This window comes from Enterococcus sp. 1001283B150225_161107_E12 (genome assembly GCF_015556925.1).
Lineage (GTDB): Bacteria > Bacillota > Bacilli > Lactobacillales > Enterococcaceae > Enterococcus_B > Enterococcus_B mundtii.
Window position 1 is genome coordinate 52,381 of record NZ_JADNNI010000001.1, and the last position, 20,769, is coordinate 73,149.

9 protein-coding genes are annotated in these 20,769 nt (G+C 37.6%); 7 read left to right on the top strand and 2 right to left on the bottom strand.

The features are described from left to right. The first annotated feature begins 87 nt into the window (after window positions 1–87). From I2F89_RS00215 to I2F89_RS00230, 4 genes are all read left to right on the top strand, one after another. Window positions 88–684: an ECF transporter S component gene (locus I2F89_RS00215; RefSeq protein ID WP_071867250.1), complete on the top strand. Its 597-nt coding sequence runs from the start codon at window positions 88–90 to the stop codon at window positions 682–684. Between the two features lie 38 nt (window positions 685–722). Next, entirely contained in the window at window positions 723–1,862 is a 1,140-nt protein-coding gene (locus I2F89_RS00220; RefSeq protein ID WP_071867251.1) for a cation diffusion facilitator family transporter, read from the top strand. 643 nt (window positions 1,863–2,505) lie between these two features. Then, window positions 2,506–7,785 carry a QWxxN domain gene (locus I2F89_RS00225; RefSeq protein WP_195513192.1) on the top strand — a complete coding sequence of 1,760 codons (5,280 nt, stop codon included), beginning with the start codon at window positions 2,506–2,508 and terminating at the stop codon, window positions 7,783–7,785. Between the two features lie 145 nt (window positions 7,786–7,930). Continuing rightward, window positions 7,931–9,994 (top strand): hypothetical protein, encoded by a 2,064-nt coding sequence (locus I2F89_RS00230; protein WP_195513193.1) that lies wholly within the window; start codon window positions 7,931–7,933, stop codon window positions 9,992–9,994. Window positions 9,995–10,007: 13 nt separating this feature from the next. On the opposite strand, the gene I2F89_RS00235 is transcribed toward I2F89_RS00230, so the two are convergent. Then, window positions 10,008–10,403 (bottom strand): ribonuclease HI family protein, encoded by a 396-nt coding sequence (locus I2F89_RS00235; RefSeq protein ID WP_195513194.1) that lies wholly within the window; start codon window positions 10,401–10,403, stop codon window positions 10,008–10,010. Window positions 10,404–10,478: 75 nt separating this feature from the next. Between I2F89_RS00235 and I2F89_RS00240 the strand changes: the two genes are divergently transcribed. Beyond that, on the top strand, window positions 10,479–10,916 hold the full coding sequence (locus I2F89_RS00240; protein ID WP_086334637.1) for an EbsA family protein: 438 nt from the start codon (window positions 10,479–10,481) through the stop codon (window positions 10,914–10,916). Between the two features lie 193 nt (window positions 10,917–11,109). Here I2F89_RS00240 and I2F89_RS00245 read toward each other — a convergent pair whose 3' ends face one another. After that, the gene (locus I2F89_RS00245; protein ID WP_195513195.1) at window positions 11,110–11,316 is read right to left on the bottom strand and encodes a cold-shock protein; all 207 of its coding nucleotides are present in this window, start codon (window positions 11,314–11,316) and stop codon (window positions 11,110–11,112) included. A gap of 180 nt (window positions 11,317–11,496) precedes the next feature. Between I2F89_RS00245 and I2F89_RS00250 the strand changes: the two genes are divergently transcribed. Both I2F89_RS00250 and I2F89_RS00255 read left to right on the top strand, forming a co-directional pair. Beyond that, window positions 11,497–13,167, top strand: coding sequence for a formate--tetrahydrofolate ligase (locus I2F89_RS00250; protein WP_195513196.1), 1,671 nt, complete (start codon window positions 11,497–11,499; stop codon window positions 13,165–13,167). Between the two features lie 249 nt (window positions 13,168–13,416). Further along, window positions 13,417–20,637, top strand: coding sequence for a QWxxN domain (locus tag I2F89_RS00255; RefSeq protein WP_195513197.1), 7,221 nt, complete (start codon window positions 13,417–13,419; stop codon window positions 20,635–20,637). Window positions 20,638–20,769 lie beyond the last annotated feature (132 nt).

The following is a 20,769-nucleotide window of genomic DNA, read 5'->3' on the forward strand; positions in this document are numbered from 1 at the left end:
GGCTCAACGGTTATTGCTATGTACACATTTATTGACAAATCAACAAAACGCTATAGGATTAGAGTAAAGCAAACAGGGGGAGATTCAATGAATAGCAAAAACAAAACATTTCGGTTAGTACTTCGTGCCATTTTGTTAGCCATCATTATCGTTCAATCAATGATTCCATGGTTAGGCTTTATTCCATTAGGTTTTATTAGCTTGACGATCATCCATATCACAGTGATCGTAGCGGCCGTAGTATTAGGACCGAAAGATGGCATGTTGATCGGCTTGTTCTGGGGAATTGCGACGATCATCCGTGCCTACGCGATGCCAACTACACCCTTCGATACATTGGTTTTCACCAATCCAATCATCTCAGTTGTACCCAGAGTTTTAGTGGGACTCGTTGCTGGCTTTGTATTCCATTGGTTGTATAAGCGTTCATCGACGATCGTCGTACCGGCTGTTGTAGCTGGAATACTAGGCTCTTTAGTCAATACGGTCCTTGTTTTAGGATTGATGGGCTTATTTTATACGAATGCCACAGCTCAAGCTTATGGTGTCGATGCTTCGGTCTTGTTCAAGACACTTGCTGGAATTGCAGCAATCAATGGGATTCCAGAAGCTATCGGCGCAGGGATCATCACACCATTACTCGCCAAAGCATTATTTGCAGCAACACCTTTAAAACCTGAATGATATAAGATCAGCAATCACAGATAAAAGGAGTCACAAATTTGGCAAAGAAACAAGAAACACTGACAGCAAAAGAACGAACAAAAAAAGCATTGATGGCAGGAGTATGGGGTCTGTTAACTAATGTGATCCTATTCGTTGCGAAATTGATGATCGGACTACTCTCTGGAAGTGTGTCAATCATGGCGGATGCCATCAACAGTTTGTCGGATACCGCTTCTTCTGTTTTGACTTTGATTGGCTTCAAAATCGCGGCAAAACCAGCAGATCCGGAGCATCCTTATGGACACGAACGTTTTGAATATATTAGTGGATTATTCGTGTCTCTCATCATCACGTACGTCGGATTCCAGTTCTTACACTCCTCAATTGAAAAAATCATCGATCCGGAAAATATTGCGCTATCACCGATCATCTTTTTAGTTTTAGTCTTTTCGATTGCTTTAAAAGTTATTCAGGGGCGTATGTACAAGAGAACTGCAAAAATGATCGATTCGGAAACCTTACATGCAACTGCCAAAGACAGTTATAATGATGTATATACGACATTTGCTGTTTTACTCTCAGCTTCTGTCGAATGGTTAACAGGTTGGCGCGTGGATGGCTATATTGGCTTCTTGTTAGCACTTTACATCTTGTACAGCGGCGTAATGATGTTAAGAGAATTCGTGTATGAATTATTAGGTAGCCGTCCCACTGTCGAACAGATCCAGGCGATGGAGGAGCAGCTGAATGGCTATACGAAAATCCTCGGTTATCATGACTTGTTAGTTCATAATTACGGACCAAATCAGCGCTTTGCTTCTGTTCATGTGGAAGTGGATGATCGGCTAGATTTAAATGAAGCGCACAAGATCATGGACATCATCGAAAAAGACTTCAAAAAATCTTTGGGTGTAGAATTAGTCTGTCATCTAGATCCGGTACCAGTTGATAATGAGAATTATCAAGAGATTCTCAATGAGTTGAAAAAAATCATCAATGAGACAGCAGAAGGCTTGAAAATCCATGATTTTCGCATGATCCATAAAGGCCAGATCCTACAATTTGATGTCGTTGTTCCTGAAGGTACACGTTTGTCAGATGAGGAATTAGAGCGCATGATGCGTATCCAAATAGAAAAGAGAGTTGGTGAGTATCATTTGGATATCACCTTTGACCATAACTATTTGCTTTTTTAACACTTTGCTTAAAAAAAGATATGGGCTGTTCTGTCATTCATGTGGACATCTGGCGCCATAAGATTTTAATAAAAGAGTTTGACTTAAATAAAATAAGCAAAAAGCCTGAAAATATTTTTGTATTTTTGGGTTTTTTGCTTATTTTTGCAAGAAGGAATCTGGAATATCGTCACTTTATAGTTGGGAAAGGATAAAGGAGGATTAGACTAGATTTTCAGGTTATTTTTTTCTTGAACGAGGGGTTCCTTTTTGATTACATAAAATGAACATAGCTGGTGGCATCGTAGACGTGCAATAGAAAGTATCTTTTAACAGATGTGTATTTTTAAAATTTATATTTCTTTACCAAATAATTTTGAATTCTATGAATAAAAACCAGATTTTTTTTTCTGGATCAAGAAATAATAGTAGTTGTTGTATAAATACTATCAAGTAATATAAAAATAAATATTTTGTTCCATCAATGATTTTTGAATTTTCAGTATTGACAATAGGAATAATAATGGATGTAGGTTGTGTATTTTAAGAAATAATGAGTTTCAATGATTCTTATCATTCACAAGGTAAAAATTCTTGTTGCAACGTTCAGCTGTTGCTGAAGTCTTGGAAGTCTGTCAATCGAATGAATTGAGGAGTGAATAAGATGCCAATAGAAGATCATCGTAAACCAATAGGAACATTCAATAATAAAAGATATAAAAATTTCAACACAAAAGCCGAACAACGAATGGTCAACTATATTTCTAATCATTCTGGGAAACAACCAACAAGAGAGGGTCTTAAGACGGCGGTTGGAATGCTCTACGCATTCAGTCTGTTTCAAAATTTCAAATTAGAAGAAGAGATGCCGAACAAGCAAAGGGCTGTTCAAGAAGAGCGTGCTATGTTTGAGATGGATACTTTTGTCGTAACAGATGATTGGATCAATCATAAAGACGAAGTAGTCCACTCGTTAACCTCAAGTTCAACGTTCGATGGCGGAAAGACTTCCGATGTATTGAATAAAAACAGTACATATGATGGATTTGAACCCAAGATAAATACGTCAACTCCTTTGGCCGAAGCAGCACAGTTATGGAGTTTAGAGGTTCATAAATTCGTACATGGTCTAGTTGAACTAGAAAATTGCACGACGACAAAAAAAGAAATAATCGGTCGGAAATGGGGATTATGGGAACAACCTCGAAAAGTACAAACTCACTTTAAAACCATATGTAAAGTAGCAACTGCTAAATCTCAAAAGATAAATGAAAAGGACAAAGAGCATTCACCCCTCCTTCAACAATTCTATTTCAAAAAAATCCCCCCAACAAATGCCAGAGACTACTTTGAATTAAAAGATATCGCGGATAAACTTAAAAATGTGTTTGAAGGATTCGCTGATGAATCTCACAACGATAATATTACTAAAAAAAATGGGACAGACAACACAAACGATAACTATTTTCACGGTGTGACTGAAGATTATTGGTTCTATGTAGCTGATAGTTTTCGCTCATTTGTTCGCAACACTCTATCGAATCCTAGTGCTGAGGAATCAGAAGGGGAACCTTCTCGTCCATTTGATGAATGGATAAAAGGCAAATCTGAGGGGATACCAAGAGGACACGAAGAGATTGGTAAAGAGCGAAGAAATAATCATCTGATCGAACATTCTTTTTTTACGCATCCCTTACCTGTCAAGCTGCCATTATCAAATGAAGAAGCCGAACAATTAACAACGACTATCTGGCAATTAACGAGTAGATTTGCCGAAAGCGTTAGCACATTTTTTGATCAGAAAACAAACTTATTTGGTGTCGGTGCCACGTCACTTCCTTCTAATCGCATGACACCTGAACCTCTTTCGGAACAGATTCCCAAAATAGGCTTTACTTCTTATGAAGATATCCCTGAGAAAACGGTGGATAAAATCAATCGTATTATCGATACATACTTGAAGAGACAACCTTTTCCAGATGTTGACTTGGAGCCTATGATGCCTTTTTGGTACGATCACGATGTGTATCAACAGCGTGCTAAAACAGATGAGGTCAATGAAGCGGTCAAAGATTTTATGGGGGATCTTTCTATTCAAGACTTGTTTATTCTAATCGATAACTGGGAACAAGATAGATTTGCCTTTCACCTTGTCTTAGAGAAAAGAATCTCTCTTGCGCGTCTTATTCTAAAAAAATATGGGGTACCAGATCGTGCATTAACTTATAGAGAAGCCATAGAAATTGTACTTCAGTGGCGAACAAACAATATTTTTAAAGGATTTACATTTATTGAAGTGAGTAGTGTGATGGTTCATTTGACGGCTCCTAAAGTAAAGATGAGCAATCTCACGACAACGGCACCACCAGTCTCTGATTTAGATCAAGTAAACAATATCAAAGAAATCCTGAAAAATAATCTGATGCCTGAAGGAGTAGTATTTCAAAATTTACCGATCTTTTATTATGAATATGATCTTTTTTTAAATCGAAACAAAACGATTGAGGTAAAAGAACTTCTTCATGAGTTCTTCGAAAAAAATAAAATTGCGATCAAGGAAGAAGCTACAGCTAAAGAAATAATAGATGGTCTCAACGATTTTGTGGAGTCGGGTGGAACTTCTGATTTTTTGGAACAAGAATCAAGAGAACAATTCATCACTTATTATATTATGAAAGCCTATGGGGTAAAAAATATTCGGTTAGGTGATCCCTATTTGCTAACTAAAAAAACAGCTGTGCAACAACAATTGCAAACGAATTTACTATTAGAAGGGTGTACCTACAAAGAAAATACAGAACAAACAGTTCATTATCAATTGTCTGCACCAGAACTCCCCTATACTGAACAGCTTCAAGAACAAAAAAACATTAGTGGGATCATTTATAATGACTTCATAAATGATCAGGCAGCGACTATATTGAATGTTGAACCCATCAAGCCATATTGTTATGATTATCAGATTTTCAATCAACGTGAAAAAACACTAATGGTAAACAGAGAAGTCAGGATTTTTCTTATTGCAAAACAGTTATCCCTTGGGTATGTGTCAAACAGTGAATTAGTGAGGAAAATGCAAAGTTGGGTGCTTAGCGCAGGAAACTACGAGGAAACTGTCCAAAGACAAAAAGAGGTAGCAGAACTAATCCTAAAGCATTACGGGATTGAATGGCGATTATTGACTGTCCAGGATGCACGGGTTTGTATTCTTCAATGGGAAGACAATAATGCTCAGTTAAATTACCTTATCAATGAGAGTCAAGAGAGTGAGCTTAGTAATAAAAAAGAGAAGATCAATACATTTCTTAAAGAAAATCACCTACAAAAAAAAGCAGATGATTCCCAAAGTGTTCAGGCAACAAAGCATGTTGAAGATATACATAACCAAAAAGAGGAGACCAAGCGAAGAGTTGCTGATTTTCTCAAAGGACAAGGTAGGAGTTGGAACATGTCTGATTCCAGTGCGTTTGCACAAACAATTACTCATTGGGTGTTGTTAGAGGGGGCGACGATCGAGGTGATTGATCCAGTCAAAATCAAACAATTGGCACAAGTGATTTTGAACGAAAAAAATGATGGAGTCATCTCAGGCGCACATGCCGAGTTAACCTATACAAAATGGTTATTTGAAACATTTGACTTCGACGATCCGTCACTTGAATTGTCAACGCCAACTGATGAAGATGTAATACCTGTCCACATTGATTTAACTGAAAATGAACAAATCGCGGGGGAACCACTAAATCTCAGTGTAGGCAAGGAACAATGGCAGAATAAAAATATACGTGTCCAGTTGAATCAGTTTTTTATTCAACAAGGGGTTGTTCCTTATGATCAATCATCGGAACGAATACTTATATCTATGGGAAAGTGGTTGACACAAGATGGTGTTGGCATGGTATTTATGCCAGATAAATTTCAGGCCATCGCCAAAATCATTCTAAAAGAACTGAAGATGTATGGCGGATCATCAGAAGATAAAATTTCTGCAAAAATTGCTGAAGCTACTGTCATGAGATGGGCGATTGAAAATATATTAAGTGGCTCGGTCGAAGAATACATGATAAGAAAAATTCTCGACTCACCCGATCCATCAAGCTTTACGATTGGACAAGTCAGAAAATTTTTAGAGGTCGATTCGTTAAGAAAAGAGGGTGTTATCAATATCCATAGCCTTGTCGGAAGAGATAGCAGAGAAGAACAAATGTTAAGAAAAGATCAGGTGGTTTTTGAAAAACTATGGATAAAATTTATCGAAAAAATATTACCTAATTATTTTCTTGAGTCTAGCAAATTAGCCGATGATCTATCGATATCTGATTTTGGCTCATTGATGCAACTAGCAGGAGCAAAACTGTTGGCAGATGCTGGTTATTTGTCAGAATTCAGCAATAAAGATGCGATTACACTTGGTAAATTTTTTTGCGATTCTCTTAAAATACAATCCATAAAGCAAATTGAAGGGTTACAATACCTCCTAACCCCAGCTTTACTAGCTACTGCTCAATTAGATCCTGAAGGATTAAGAGAGGCTTTAGAGAATGGTAATCATAAAGTTTATGCCTTACAAAAGTTTATCACTTTCTGGCAAGAAATGACGGAGACAATCGTTGAGAATGAAAAAATACTCTATCATGAGGTGGGGGAATATGAGGACGCAGTTACCAACTGGCGCCGAAAAAAAGCACTGGCAGAAAGTGTGAATAAAGAATGCAACAAACGTTCAGGAAAAAACAGATTATTATTAGACCAAGCATATTTATTAGGCTTACCACCTTGTCCCGATATTTACCAACCACCAGATCTAGAGGAATGGTACACACAGCTAACGAAAGACGTAGCCGCCGCTTTTTTCAAAGTAAATCAGCGATTTATCGGCACCGCTTTAAATGGTTTAGATCAGTCAGAGAAGAATTTTCTATTTTCAAACGAAACACAGATTTATAGTGCAACGGCTGAACTTAGGCATCAGCAACATTACTATGCACCACCAGCTATTGGAGGAATTCCAATAGTCAATTTCGGTGAGCGTGAGAAATGGTTGGATACTAACTTGAATCTAGAAAAAACAGATCTTTTTGCAGCGATCCGTGGAGGGGAAGAACGTTTGTATGCTGTGAAGAGATTGGAACAATATGGGGGATATATTTTTTATCGAGTAGATAAAGATCCGCTATTATATCTTAAATATGGATTGTTTGATCAAAAAGACCTTTGGCGCAATGGTTATAAGCAAAACAGAGAAAAAATCCGAATTGGTAAGAAAGACTTCACATTTTCTACAAAAATCATTCGGGAGCATGAACTAGGACAAGGCTTGGATCAAGCAAGACTGAGTATCGCCATCAGTCAAATACAGCGAGATCATTTCTATCGCCAGCTATATGAGTTTGGAAATGACAAGTCCGTACCTGAACAAATTGGGGATGTGGTCAAACATATTATCCCTTTTTATGATTGTATCGTCGGAATCATTGATGAAAATGTCTCTGATGCGGTCATTTCGTGTACAATTGATGTGGTTTTCTTGATCCCTGTCGTTGGTCAAGTGATGGGACTAAGTACAAATTTTGCCCTGGGGATGGCAAAAGCCGCTGCAGAAAGTGGAGTCAGACACGCTATCCGTAATGGAATGAGATTCACACCAACTCGTTTAGAACTAAAAGCGATTCTTAAAAGTACAGCACACTATGCAGATCCTGGATTTGAGTTAGTCACTGATGGAGCAAAGTTGATACTTAAAGGATTTTCTGAATTGAGAAGTCAATGGTTCATTCCTGCTCATTTGAAACCTTTATTAACGAAGCTAGAAACTTTAACAAAAAAAATACCTCCGTTGCCTGATGATCATGTACGGGCACAGCTGCCTGGAAAAGGCCTACAGCATCGTGAGACGTGTGAAAGACTCGTTGTACATGCAGGTGATGAATCTAAAAGATGGTGATATTTTTGGGGGATATTTCACATTACATGGCAGTCAGCTCAGATCTTTTGAAGGGGACTTGTTTTATAATGAGGAGGAGATTCAGCGGATAAACAGGCTCGCACATCAAGTGGATACTTCACAAATATTTGTAGTAGAAAAAAATTTGAACCCCAAAGGATATGGTGAAGGGAAGGTATACACTGTAGAGAAAAATGGAGAAGTCATTGGTTCATTCGTTCAAATGAATCAACAAAAGGTCCCAGTTCAAATCCATGCGATTGAAGGTCATGGCTTACGTTATGACGTATATGAAGGAGAAAAATTGTTTCCTATACGATTTAACGGCGTAGGCTGGTATTTTGAACCGGATACTTCGCCAAGATTAGCGAAAGAAGTCAGCGACTATGTGATCAGTCAACCAGAACAGTTTGAAAGTATAAGTAGCCCCACTACTCTTTCTCCACCCGATGAATATGGCTTGATGCATGCCTCCTCAGGTAGATCTTATATCAAGGTGAACAATCGCTATATTCCATTAATTTTAATCGACCGAGAAAATCAACGATATCATCTTGTTAAGAAAAAGGTAACTAGACCGTTGATCATCTTGAGATTTGATGAGATACACAATCATTTCCGTGTGGAGACCCCATTAGAAAGATTGATCGCTGATCCACACCATGCTATCTTAGCAGGTGGGAAGAAAAGTGTTCCCAAGAAACCAAAGAACAAGGCAGATAAGGGGAAAAAAGAAAAACAACCAATTCCGCAAGTTGGAGAAGCGGGAACATCACATGAGGCAGACCGTTTAGCAGAGATAGCTAAAATTTTGGAATACCCACCATATTACAAATTACCTGAGTCACTTGGTGTAGCGGTAACATTTGATGAGTTCAGAAAAGCCACGATACTTTCTGATCATCCAAAGAAGTTCAGGTATGAGGATGACCGAGTGAAGCTTCCAACATTGACTTCTTTTGTGTCAGAGTATACGAATCCAACTGCCAGTACTGATGGGATGGCAAAATCAGGGATGAAGCATGAAATCGCAAGAATACTAGCGAACAAGCCCGAGATCCCTTACCGAATATTTCCTGGCTTTACCTCTGATAAAGTACCAGAGTATATTGATGCATTTCAACAAGAAGTCGCTTCGGGAGTTGATGAGGCAGTGACCTATCTCAAAACATTCAAGAAAAAAGCAGAGGAGTGGTTAACACTTGAAACACTTGCAGAAAGAAAGCCAGGTCAATATTTGAATCACATGTTCAAGCTAGAAACCAGCGGAAATAAAGAACAAATAATGAAAGAAGTCATCAAAAGATTATTGATTATAGCGGATAAATGCGAACAATTCCTCAACTTATCAAAAGATCTAGGCTATAAAAATATCTGGATCGTCTCTTCCGATTTAGTCTACGATAAAAAGACGAAAAACTATTATACATCCAAAGTGAAACCTCCGACTACTGTGGCGTTTGTTGTAAATGCTGACCCAGAATGCCGAATACTGATCATGGCGGATAAATTTCATGTCAAGCCGTCAGCTAAGCCAACGATTCAAACTACACCTACTTTATCCGGAACGGTTATCCACGAAACCACGCATATTGTATCAAGCACAGTTGATTATGCTAAATTTGAAGATCCTCCGATAGGATTTCAAAGTAGTGGTGAAGATATCAGAAAACGCTATGACCTTGAATATGCGAAAATAACGTATTCTGAGGATTTTGATTTGTTTGTTAGACATTTGGCGCAAGAATTCGATTTGCCTAAATTAGCTCGTAGTGAGGTGGCAAAGCAACTTTTAAATGATCCAATGTTAGCAGCAAATTTTTTGATTTTAGATGCGGAAGTGGTGATGACGATTATAAGAGATCTTGCATTAGACAATGATTTCTTCAATCGTCTGCGTGTGGAAAGAGGGTTGAGGGATGGACCTTTAATCGATCCTAAAATATTCATGTTTTTTGCGCTGATGCATACGGGGAATTTTTTTCTCATAGTAAAAGAATATGAAACTGAAAAGAACCAAACCATAGTAGGAAATATCAGAGAGGATCAACCCACGACCCTTCCAAGTACTCCGAATATTCGTGACAAAAGAAGTTTTGCTACTATCGTCGAACAAGCAGCAACAAATAGCAAAGAAACGAATAAAACAGTGAATAGTTCATTTTCCAATTTGAATAAAAAGGAATTGAGTGTGAGAGGGGGGAACTAAATATACAGATAGCTTATAAGTTTTTTTGTAAAGCTTGTCTAGCTAGATTATCTGCGCCTTTATTTTTACTTTCAGGTATCCACTGAAGAATCAACATTGAAAAATCTTTTAATAGACTTTGTATTTTTTCTAAATAGGGTAAAAAATCTTTGTTGTTCGTATGATTTTTATCGATGGTTGATACAAGCACTTTACTATCGGAATAGCAGAGAATGATTTCTTCGGTCATCTGTCTATTCTTTAGAATTTCTAAAGTTTTTAAAAAGACTTCAAACTCGGCTTGATGGTTTGAACCAAAGGATAAAGGGATAGACAACTGTTCTTGCTGATGATCAGCGACTAGTAATATTCCTCCACCGCTAGGTCCAGGGTTGCCTTTTGTTGATGCATCAATGTATACTTTTAACATAAGGAAAAACACGCCCTTCAAAAATTGTCGGTTCGACTTATTATACCATTACAGATAAAGACACGAGGTTGAAGAATGAAAAAAAATATTCGCTGGCAGCCCGAAACGGCACAGTCGATCATTTATTGGTCATCAACATTTATTATTTTATTTTTGAGTTTGATCTTATCGTTAGAAAATACAAGACCTTATTGGAAAAGTAATATTTTAATGGGGGTATTCTTTATTTTCCTTTTGCTAGGGTTACGACGCTCACTAGTTTTAAAAAAAGAGGCAATAAAAATAAAATATGCTGCTTTTTGGAGAGATCGTGAAATACCAATTGATCAAATCAAGGACGTCCATGTACAAAAACGCAAATTATCTTTAACAATTGAAAAAAATAAAGAGCCATTTGTGATTTTTGTAAAAAGAAAGGCGCAAGTAGAATTACTGGACCACTTGAAATATCCTATGAAAAAAACGGTAACGATGCCATCAATACTTAAGAATACGAAAGATCTAGTTGAATAAGATAAAGATTCTGTACGAGTTTAGAGGCACCAGTAAGAATCGAAACAAGAATACTAGGTAGTAGCAGAGAATAGTAACAGAGAGTAGTAACCTGACTAATCTAGTAGTCAGGCAGAAATAATGAAAAGGAATAAAAAATAAAAAAGCTATTCCAATCAATTGGAATAGCTTTTTTTATTTGCTTTGGCTGTGTTTATTCATTGATCTTTTTGACATGGGCCGCCTGAACGCCTCGATTCCCTTCAATAACGGTAAATTCTACCACTTGGTTTTCTTCAAGTATTTTGAATCCTTCTTCTTCGATTGCAGTAAAATGTACGAAGATCTCTTCTGTTTCATCATAACTAATAAAGCCATATCCTTTTTTGTTATCGAACCATTTCACCATTCCTGTGGTCAAAACACTCACGACCTTTCTATGTCTGATCATAGCCTATATTATAAAGAGAATTAATAGGTACGTCAAATAAATCAAAAATCAGTTTTTTTTGTTTTTTTTTACAATGAAAACAGGTATAATAAGTATAACTTAACAAAAAATAAATATTCGTATAGATAGTTCGTGAAAAGGGGCGTTTTGATGAAAAGTGATTTAGAGATTTCACAAGAAACACAGCTAAAACCGATAATTAGAGTTGCGGATAGCATCGGAATCAATGAAGATGATCTAGAATTATATGGGAAATACAAAGCAAAAATAAATTTTACCACAATGAAGAATTTTTCGAAAAAAGAGGATGGTCGCCTCGTTCTGGTAACTTCTATCAATCCAACACCAGCTGGTGAAGGAAAATCAACAGTTACAGTCGGATTAGGTGATGCCTTTAATCAATTAGACAAAAAAGCTGTGATTGCATTACGTGAGCCATCCTTAGGTCCAGTTATGGGAATCAAGGGTGGTGCTACTGGAGGAGGCTACGCGCAAGTATTACCAATGGAAGATATCAATTTGCATTTTACTGGAGATATGCATGCAATCACCTCTGCAAATAATGCACTGTCTGCCTTATTAGATAACCACATCCACCAAGGAAATGAGCTAGGGATCGATCCGCGACGTGTCATTTGGAAGCGTGTCGTGGATTTGAATGATCGCGCATTGCGAAATGTGATCGTTGGATTGGGTGGACCGATTCAGGGGGTTCCAAGAGAAGACGGATTTGATATCACTGTAGCGAGTGAAATCATGGCGATATTGTGTTTAGCTGCTGATTTAGATGATTTAAAAGCTCGATTAGCACGAATCGTTATTGGATATACTTACGATCGTCGTCCTGTAACAGCTGGTGATTTAAAAGCAGAGGGTTCCCTTGCTTTGTTGTTAAAAGATGCGATTAAACCGAATCTCGTGCAAACGATCTATGGTACACCCGCATTTATCCATGGTGGACCGTTTGCAAACATTGCTCATGGTTGTAATAGTGTATTGGCAACTAAAACTGCATTGAAAATTGCTGATTATGTTGTTACTGAAGCTGGTTTTGGTGCAGATTTAGGCGGAGAAAAATTCCTAGATATCAAAGTTCCTAATTTGCAGAAAGCGCCAGATACGATTGTGATCGTAGCGACTGTTCGTGCGTTGAAAATGCACGGGGGACTGGATAAGGCAGAACTACAAACTGAAAATCTTGAGGCTTTACACAAAGGATTTGCTAACTTGAAGCGGCATATTCGTAATATGAGAAGTTACAAGATCCCAGTGATCGTTGCAATCAATGAATTTGTGACTGATACAGAGGCTGAATTAGAGTTACTGAAGGAATTGTGCGAAAAAGAAGGAGTTATAGCAAAACGGGCAAGTGTTTGGGAAAATGGTGCCGAAGGGGGAGTTGAATTAGCAAAAGCAGTTGTAGAATTGATCGATACAAAAGACGCGAATTACGTTCCATTGTATCAATCTAGTGATTCAATCAAATCAAAAGTAAATGCAGTCGTTCAAAAAATCTACGGTGGTAAAGAAGTTTCTTTTAGCAAAAAAGCAGAGAATCAAATCCTTGAGTTTGAGAAAAATGGTTGGTCTGACCTACCGATTTGCATGGCGAAAACCCAGTACTCTTTTTCTGACGATCCAACATTACTAGGTGCACCGGAAGATTTTACGATCACGATCCGTGAATTTGTACCCAAATTGGGTGCAGGATTTTTAGTAGCTTTGACAGGTGATGTGATGACAATGCCAGGATTGCCAAAGAAACCAGCCGCATTGAATATGAATGTGACGAATCTGGGAGAGGTAGTCGGTTTATTCTAATCGAAAAATTTTGAAGTAGTCCTAACTAAACTTTTCAATACGAAGGTGTAAAAGCTAAAAAATAGCTGATCTATTTTTAGCTTTTACGCTTTTTTATACTTATTGATGTATATTTAAATGACAAAAAAGTTCAAGTTTTTATTATTAAAAAAAAACTAGTCACGAGGCTGAACAGACTACCATGTATAATTGTGGCATAAAATCTACCTTTAGGTTTGTATCTCATCAACAAAATAAGGAGAGAGAGTTATGCCAATCGATAATCAAAGTAATCGAAAACGAAATGGTCAATTCAACAATGAAAAGAATAATAAAGAAGATAAGCAGGCTTTTGAAGATGCAGTAAAAGCAATTTCTTCTGGTGTCGGTCATGCCCCTACACCAGAGATTCTTCATTCACCATTGTTATTGTCATTATACGCCTCGAGCATTTTAGGAAATGTGGTCGTGCGAGGTGAGGGACCTAATCAACGACAACCAATACATAATAGTGGCGCTGTTTTTGAAGCAGATACTATTGTCGAAGTGAAGCAACATGCGAATCAAACAGAAGTGCTACATGCGCTTACTTCGCATTCGACAGTGAACAGTACGTTGATCACCCCAGCTTTGACAGAGAATACAACTGCAATTGCTTCTTTGCCTTCACGAGCTTTTCATGATAATACTGCTTATAATTTAACAGATTTTGCTCATCACTGGAGTTTGAACGTACATAAAATAGCACATGGCATTGCAGAAACATATGGTTGCACAACAAATAAGACTATCACAGACCTCACAAAATCATGGGAAGAGGCAACTAATTCTAATCACACACAACTCAAGCATACAAAAGTCCACTTTAAAACCGTTTGTCAGAGTGCGATTGCTGAATCTCATAAGATGAATCAACAACAAATAGATAAACCCACCAATCTACATCATTTTTCCTTCAAGAAAGGTGTAAGTGATCGTTCAGAACAACAATTTTTATTTGAAGATGCGGCGGAAAAATTGAAAAAAATTTTTCAACAATCATTTAACAAAACAACCAATCAGACAAAGCAACAGACAACAGAAAATGTGAAAAATGATGTTCCTGAGTCAGCTAGTTTCTTTGAGGGTTTAACAGAGGCATTCATTACATTTTTTCATGATTTTGATCAACCAATCTATACAGAAAAACTTGAAAGTTTAAAAGGAGATTCGCTGATCACTCGCTTTTTATCCATGATGGCTCAAAGTATTTCCTATCAAGAAAAAATTCCTGATACAGCTAAACCTTCAAATGGTATGAATGTTCCTCATTCTTTTCGAGCGTATGCCTTTTCAAGTGAAGTTCCAACTTTGAATAAGGAAGAGGAAGGATTTGCGACACAATTTTGGATGTTGTTTAGCAAAATGGATGAAACACTAACCAATTTTATAAAAAAGTGGGATCTATTCGTTGTTCGAGGAGCTGAGGGAAGGCCGATCAATGATCCGCGCTTCAATACTAGAGAGGAAAGTGAAGTCGAGACAGTTAAAGATAATCAGCGGGGACAGGGAACAATGAAGAATCCTGGATCTACTAAGATTGAAATCGTGAAAGGAATCATAGAGGATATTGAGCATGATCGAGTCCCAACTAGTCGATACAAAGAGCCTTTACCCAACTTTTTTTACGATAAATATTTATTTCGGAGTAAGAGCGAGACAAAGAATGTAGTAAGAAAGTTGAAAGTCTTTTTGATCAAACAAAAAGCTGTGACTAAAAATGCTAATGATGTGGAAGTGATCAAAGCGCTTGAGAATTGGGTTAGAATCCGTCGTATTAATGATATTTCACAAGACGCTTCCAAAGTCCAATTTGCCGCCTCTCTCATTCGTAAAAACTATGGTTTGAAGAATATCAGAATAGGTGATGCTTTGACGACGACACAACTACAAGCAATCTTTATGCAATTGAAAGTCAATGTGTACTTGGCAAACTATACCTACCAAGAAAAATCGAAACCAATCCAACTGTCACCAGCGGAAAAAACGATTGAGGCTTATTATCGAACAGAAATAAATGTGTGCAATCAAATTTTTTCGGACTTCATCAATGATGCTCCTGCTACTGTACCAAAAAAACAGGCGATTACTGCAGTTATTTACAATCGCGATCTCTTTAACAATCGAGAGAAAACAGAATCAGTGAATAAAGAATTGATTGATTTTGCACAAAAGCAAGGCTTCATTTTAAAGAATCCAACTGCAAGTGAATTGGTCCGATGGACGCGGATGTGGCTATTGAGATTAGGAAAATATGAAGAGATCGTGAGTCGAGAAGAACTAGTAGCGAAAGAGTTATTGAGAGCATATGGATCAAATATGACACTTGCGGGAACAAACGAGTCACGAGCGGTCATACTCCAATGGGAAAATAATAATGCGCAAGCGGGTTATCGGTATAAAAAAAATCGTATAAATGCGATTGCGCCGGATGCTCGCAAGGATAAATCAGATCAGACCGAGGAACAACAAGTTCAATCTTTCCTTAAAGAAAATCATATCATACCTATGAATGCAACCACTCATGTCAACGAAGAAAATAAACAACAAAAATTCCCTGATGAACCATCAGAAGTCATCGACAAACGAATCTGTCATTTTTTAAAAACAAAGGGTATTGTCTGTGATATATCAAATCCTCAGTTGTTAGCTGACAAGGTATCAAATTGGCTAATGCTTGAGGGTGCTGTTCAAAAAGTGATCGATCCTGTTAAACTAAAAGAACTCGCTCAAACGATACTTAATCAAGAAGACAATGGTCTTATTTCAAATAAGGAAGCAGAATTGACATTTTCAAATTGGTTAGAGAAAAAAATGGCAAAGAAAGAATCTCCTAGTTTGCCTGAAAATCAACCGAAAACTGTTAAACCGGTGTCAATAAATGAAGATAACAAATGGAGAAGTCAGCAAGTGATTGATAAAGTGGGACAATACTTACGTCAAAATAATTTGATCACAGGGTTGGCAACAAAAGAGGAAGTTCTGAGTGGAATTGGGAAATTGTTTGCACAAAATAATAATAATGGGGAGATAAACCCTGAAAAGGTACAAGCTATAGCAACAGTCATATTGAAAGAGTTGAACTTATATGGTGGAGCAGAGGATGAGTTGATTTCTGACAATGATGCACAAAAAACAGTCATGAAATGGGTCATGGAAAATGTGCTAGGTAGCTCAGTTGAAGAATATGCGACAAAAAAAATCCTTGATCATCCTAATCCTGCTACCTTTACGATTGGTGAGCTTAGAGATTCATTTAAACTGAATGAATTGATTAAGGACAAACGGATCATGCTTAATAAAAAAAGCGATCCTAAAAAGTATAAAGAATTAGAAGCTAATATAAGATCTTTGTGGATTGGTTGTCTGAACTATCTACTCCCTAATTACTTTCTCACATCAAGTGCGTTGTCAGATAATCTGCTGATTTCCGACTATGGTTCATTGTTACAGATTGCAGGCTCAAGAATACTAGTAGCTTCAGGTATTCTTAATAAATTTGAAAAAGAGGAAATTCGTACGTTGGGTGCACTTTTTTTTGAGTCAGTCAGTGAAAAAGGAGTACAGGATATCGAAGAATTAGATCATCTGTTGATACCGGCATTATTCACGACGGCTCAGTTAGATGCGCCGCGATTAAGAATAGCAATGGAGGCGGGTGACTATCGGGAAGTCGCTATTAGTACATTCATAAGCTACTATCAAAGAGGCTACTTTACGGTTATGGTTCACGAAGAAGAATTTAACCGCTTTTACCGAAACTATAAAACAGCTGTCATCAACTTTAGGCGAAAACAAGCATTAGTGGATGAAGTCCTCAAAGAGTGTGAAAGACTTGGGATAAGAGTGCCTCCCTCTGCAGGAGAAGTATATTTAGCTGGAGGTAATCCTTGTCCAGGACCATGGATTCCGCGTAGTATCGAACCTTGGTATAGAGAGTTAACAAGTGATGTGGCAGAGTCGTATCATCTATTGAACCGAAAATTGATTGGGCTATCTGTCGATTCATTCAATCAGACAGAGTTAGATTTTATGTTTTCTCCTGAAACTCGTGTCTATGAAGGGACGGCTGAGTTTAGAGATGAGGCTGCTCTTGCTTCGAACCCGATTGGATCGATTCCGTCTTTGATGATTGCTAGCAGAAAAGAAAATAGGGATGATTTGATCCTCCCCCTTAAACAGACTGATCTGTTAGTGGCTATTCGGGACAATGAAGTACGCACATATGCATTGAAGCGGTTAGAAAAAGAGGGGGGGTATCGTGTTTATCGTGTTGACCAAGATCCTCTTTTATTTTTAGAGCATGATTTAATGGACCTAAAATCACTTTGGTGGAAGAAATATAAAAAAGAAGGGGATAAGATTCGGATCGGCGAGTATTCTTATTCTTTTATGACACAGATCCACATGGATAAACAATTATCTCATGGTGATGATAGAGAATCGTTATTCAATAATATCAGTACGAAACATAAAGATTTACTGTATCAACAACTATATGACTCAGGAAATGACCAAACGTTAGCTAGTAAAGTGTGGGATACTGTTAGTCATTTCATTCCTTTTTACGATTGCGTAATTGGCATTGTCAATAAGGATGCTGCAAGTGCAGTGCCAAATTGTATCATTGATGCGCTTCTTGTCATTCCTGTATTAGGACAAGTCACTACTATCAATATCCGTTTTGCATTGGGAGCAGCAAGAGTTATTGCAAACAATGGGGTAACGGGATTAATAAAATATAGCGCAAAAGTGCTACCAAAACTTTCCGATCTGAGAAGTCTTTTGGCAAGTGTCGTGCGGTATATCGACCCAGGTATAGAAGCAGCAATTAATGGCGGACGATTTGTGATCAAGAACTTATTGAAACTTAAAGACCAACCAATTCTTGCAAGAAATATTCATTTTGGAACTGTATTGATAAAACTAGAAAAATTTGAAAAAGAGATACCAGAACCAGTTATATCAAAAATGGGTATCAACGCCCGTTTACCTAGAAATGGTCCGCAAGTTCTTGTAAAAAAAATGAAGAACAGTTTATATGTCAAAGTTTCAGATTTTAAAAAGGGTGAAGTTTATGGGAAATATTTTACTTTAAGAGGAGAACAATTGAGAGAATTTGAAGGTCCAGCAATTTTTTCTCAAAAACAAAAGGAAATCATCAACTCTTTAAAAATAAATATCCAGCCTGATGAGATGTTTATCGAAAAGCAAAATTTTTATCCTAAGGGTTATGGTGAAGGAACGGTCATGGACATATTGAAAAACGGCGAAAGAAAAATGACTGTGATTGAAATGGACGATCAACTTGTTCCTGTTAGAATCCAAACAATCAAAAAATACGGTGTGCGTTATGACGTGTTAGATGGCGATAAGGTATTGCCAGTGAACTTTAATGGTATTGAATGGTATTTCGAACCAGATACATCCCCAATAATTTCGAGACCAGTAAAAATCGAAGTGACGAATCGTATCAATCAGTTTGAGGCCATATGGGATCCAAGCACCCTTTCGGCACCAGATGAAAATGGGCTGATGTGGAGTGCAGAAGGTCGATCCTATATTAAAATCCAGGAACGCTATATTCCTTTAGCGTTATTAGATAAGGAAAACAACCGATATCATTTAGTGAAAAAAGATATACTTGAGCCAATGACTGTCTTGCGTTTGGATCCTGGAATCGATCAGTTCCGTTTTGAAACTCAATTGGAGAAAAGGGTAGTTGAACATCTGGACGATCTATTACTGGCTGGTGGCTTTGATCAAGGCGCAAGCACTTCCAAAGGTGGAAATGTCCCTGTCAGAGGCCAGCTATCCACTTTAACGCTTAACAATCCTAAATATCCACCATATATGGGGCTGCCTAAAATACCTGAAAAGTGGCCGGAATGGAAGACGCATATGAACGCAATTGAGATAGCTGGTCCCAGTACTGTATCTATAGTGGAAGATAGCCGAGTGGTACTTCCACCACTAACTAAGTTCATACCAGAACCACAAAAACAGATAAGGACAAATGAAGCGCTGACCCTAAAAAAAATCGCGATGGGAATCCAAAGTTGTTTACCCGATGAGTTGAAAAAAAATTTTCGCGTGTATGCTGGTTTAGATGCCGCTAAGATGCCTGAACATCTAAAAGCATTTCGGGACGTAGTTGCAAAAGAATATAATGAAGCACTGACTATCTTAGATCAAGTTATCGAAGAATGTACATATATGCTTAAACTAGAAAAAATAAGTTCCACAAAGAGAGGAATCTATTTATCTAATATGTTTAATGTATATGGCAAACCCGAAGAACAGGCGGTATTAAAAGAAGGAGTCAAAAGGCTTAAGTCAATCGCAGAAAAAAGCAAAGCGTTTCTTAAACAGTCAGCAGATTGGGGATTTAAGAATATTTGGATTGCTTCGACCGATTTACAAAAAGATGCGACTACCAAGGCATTCTATTCATTAAGCAAACAACGTATTTCGCCGTATGGATTTGTGATTAGAAATGATGCTGAAAATCGAATCGTGCTTATCGCTGATTCTTTCAATAAGGACCCTAAGATTTGGCCAGAAGCTGAAATAGCACCACCTGTTTCAGAAACGTTGCTCCATGAAACGACTCATCTTGTTTCAATGACTAATGATATCGTCACGTACGGACCGTCTTACCGTGGATTATTAAAACGTGGGAAAGATGCACAAATAGACTTCATTTCAAAGTATCATACTAATTTCGGAACGGCTAGTTTTATCCAGTTTGTTCAACTGATCGCTGATTATTTAGGATTAGATGGTTTATCAAGGATGGCCGTTTTTCAAAATTTTGGCAAAGATTCTATGTTGTTTGCTAATTATATGCTGACTGATGCGGAAATGGTGGGGACTCTACTAAGAGATGTTGCCTATGGATATAAGTATGATCAACCGCTCTTGCGACCGAAACGCTCTGTGGATGAACCAAGTCAAGAACCCATTCAGGAGCTTGGAAGTGGCAATATACTTATAAGTCTGTCCTTGATGTCAATCGGTGAATTTGGAACTGCAGAAAAAAATATTGGATTGGAAGTGACGAAAGAACCTTCTTTAGGAAGTACCCTTAGTGGAGTAGCTACCACAACAGAATTTTCTGCCGTAGTAGGTTCGAAACAGGCAAGTCCTGCTTCAGTGATAGACGCAAAAATGCCCAATAGTCAATCGCAAAATAAAGAGAGTCCTGCACAACGATCAAGAGTGAAACGAAGTGATTTGAATTTATCGGAAGGGGAGATCAATCAGGGAACATTTCAACCGATACCTGCCCAACAAACAAACTCAGCTCACTCCGTGAGTACCAATCCTGCGGTTTATGATAATTTCTTCGCAAGGATAAATAGAGGAATCAGAAGAAGCCAGACGCTAAATAGAACTTCAACAATTAGACAGAATAAAAGGAAACAGTTTGGAATAAATTTACAAAATTGAGATACTACAATCACGATGTATGAATGCTATTGAAGAGTAAAACGTGCGTTGATAATTTCGATGTGGACGATGGTTATTTAATGATTATTGGCATATATTTAGGTAGAAGTAGTATATTTTTATTCCTAAAAT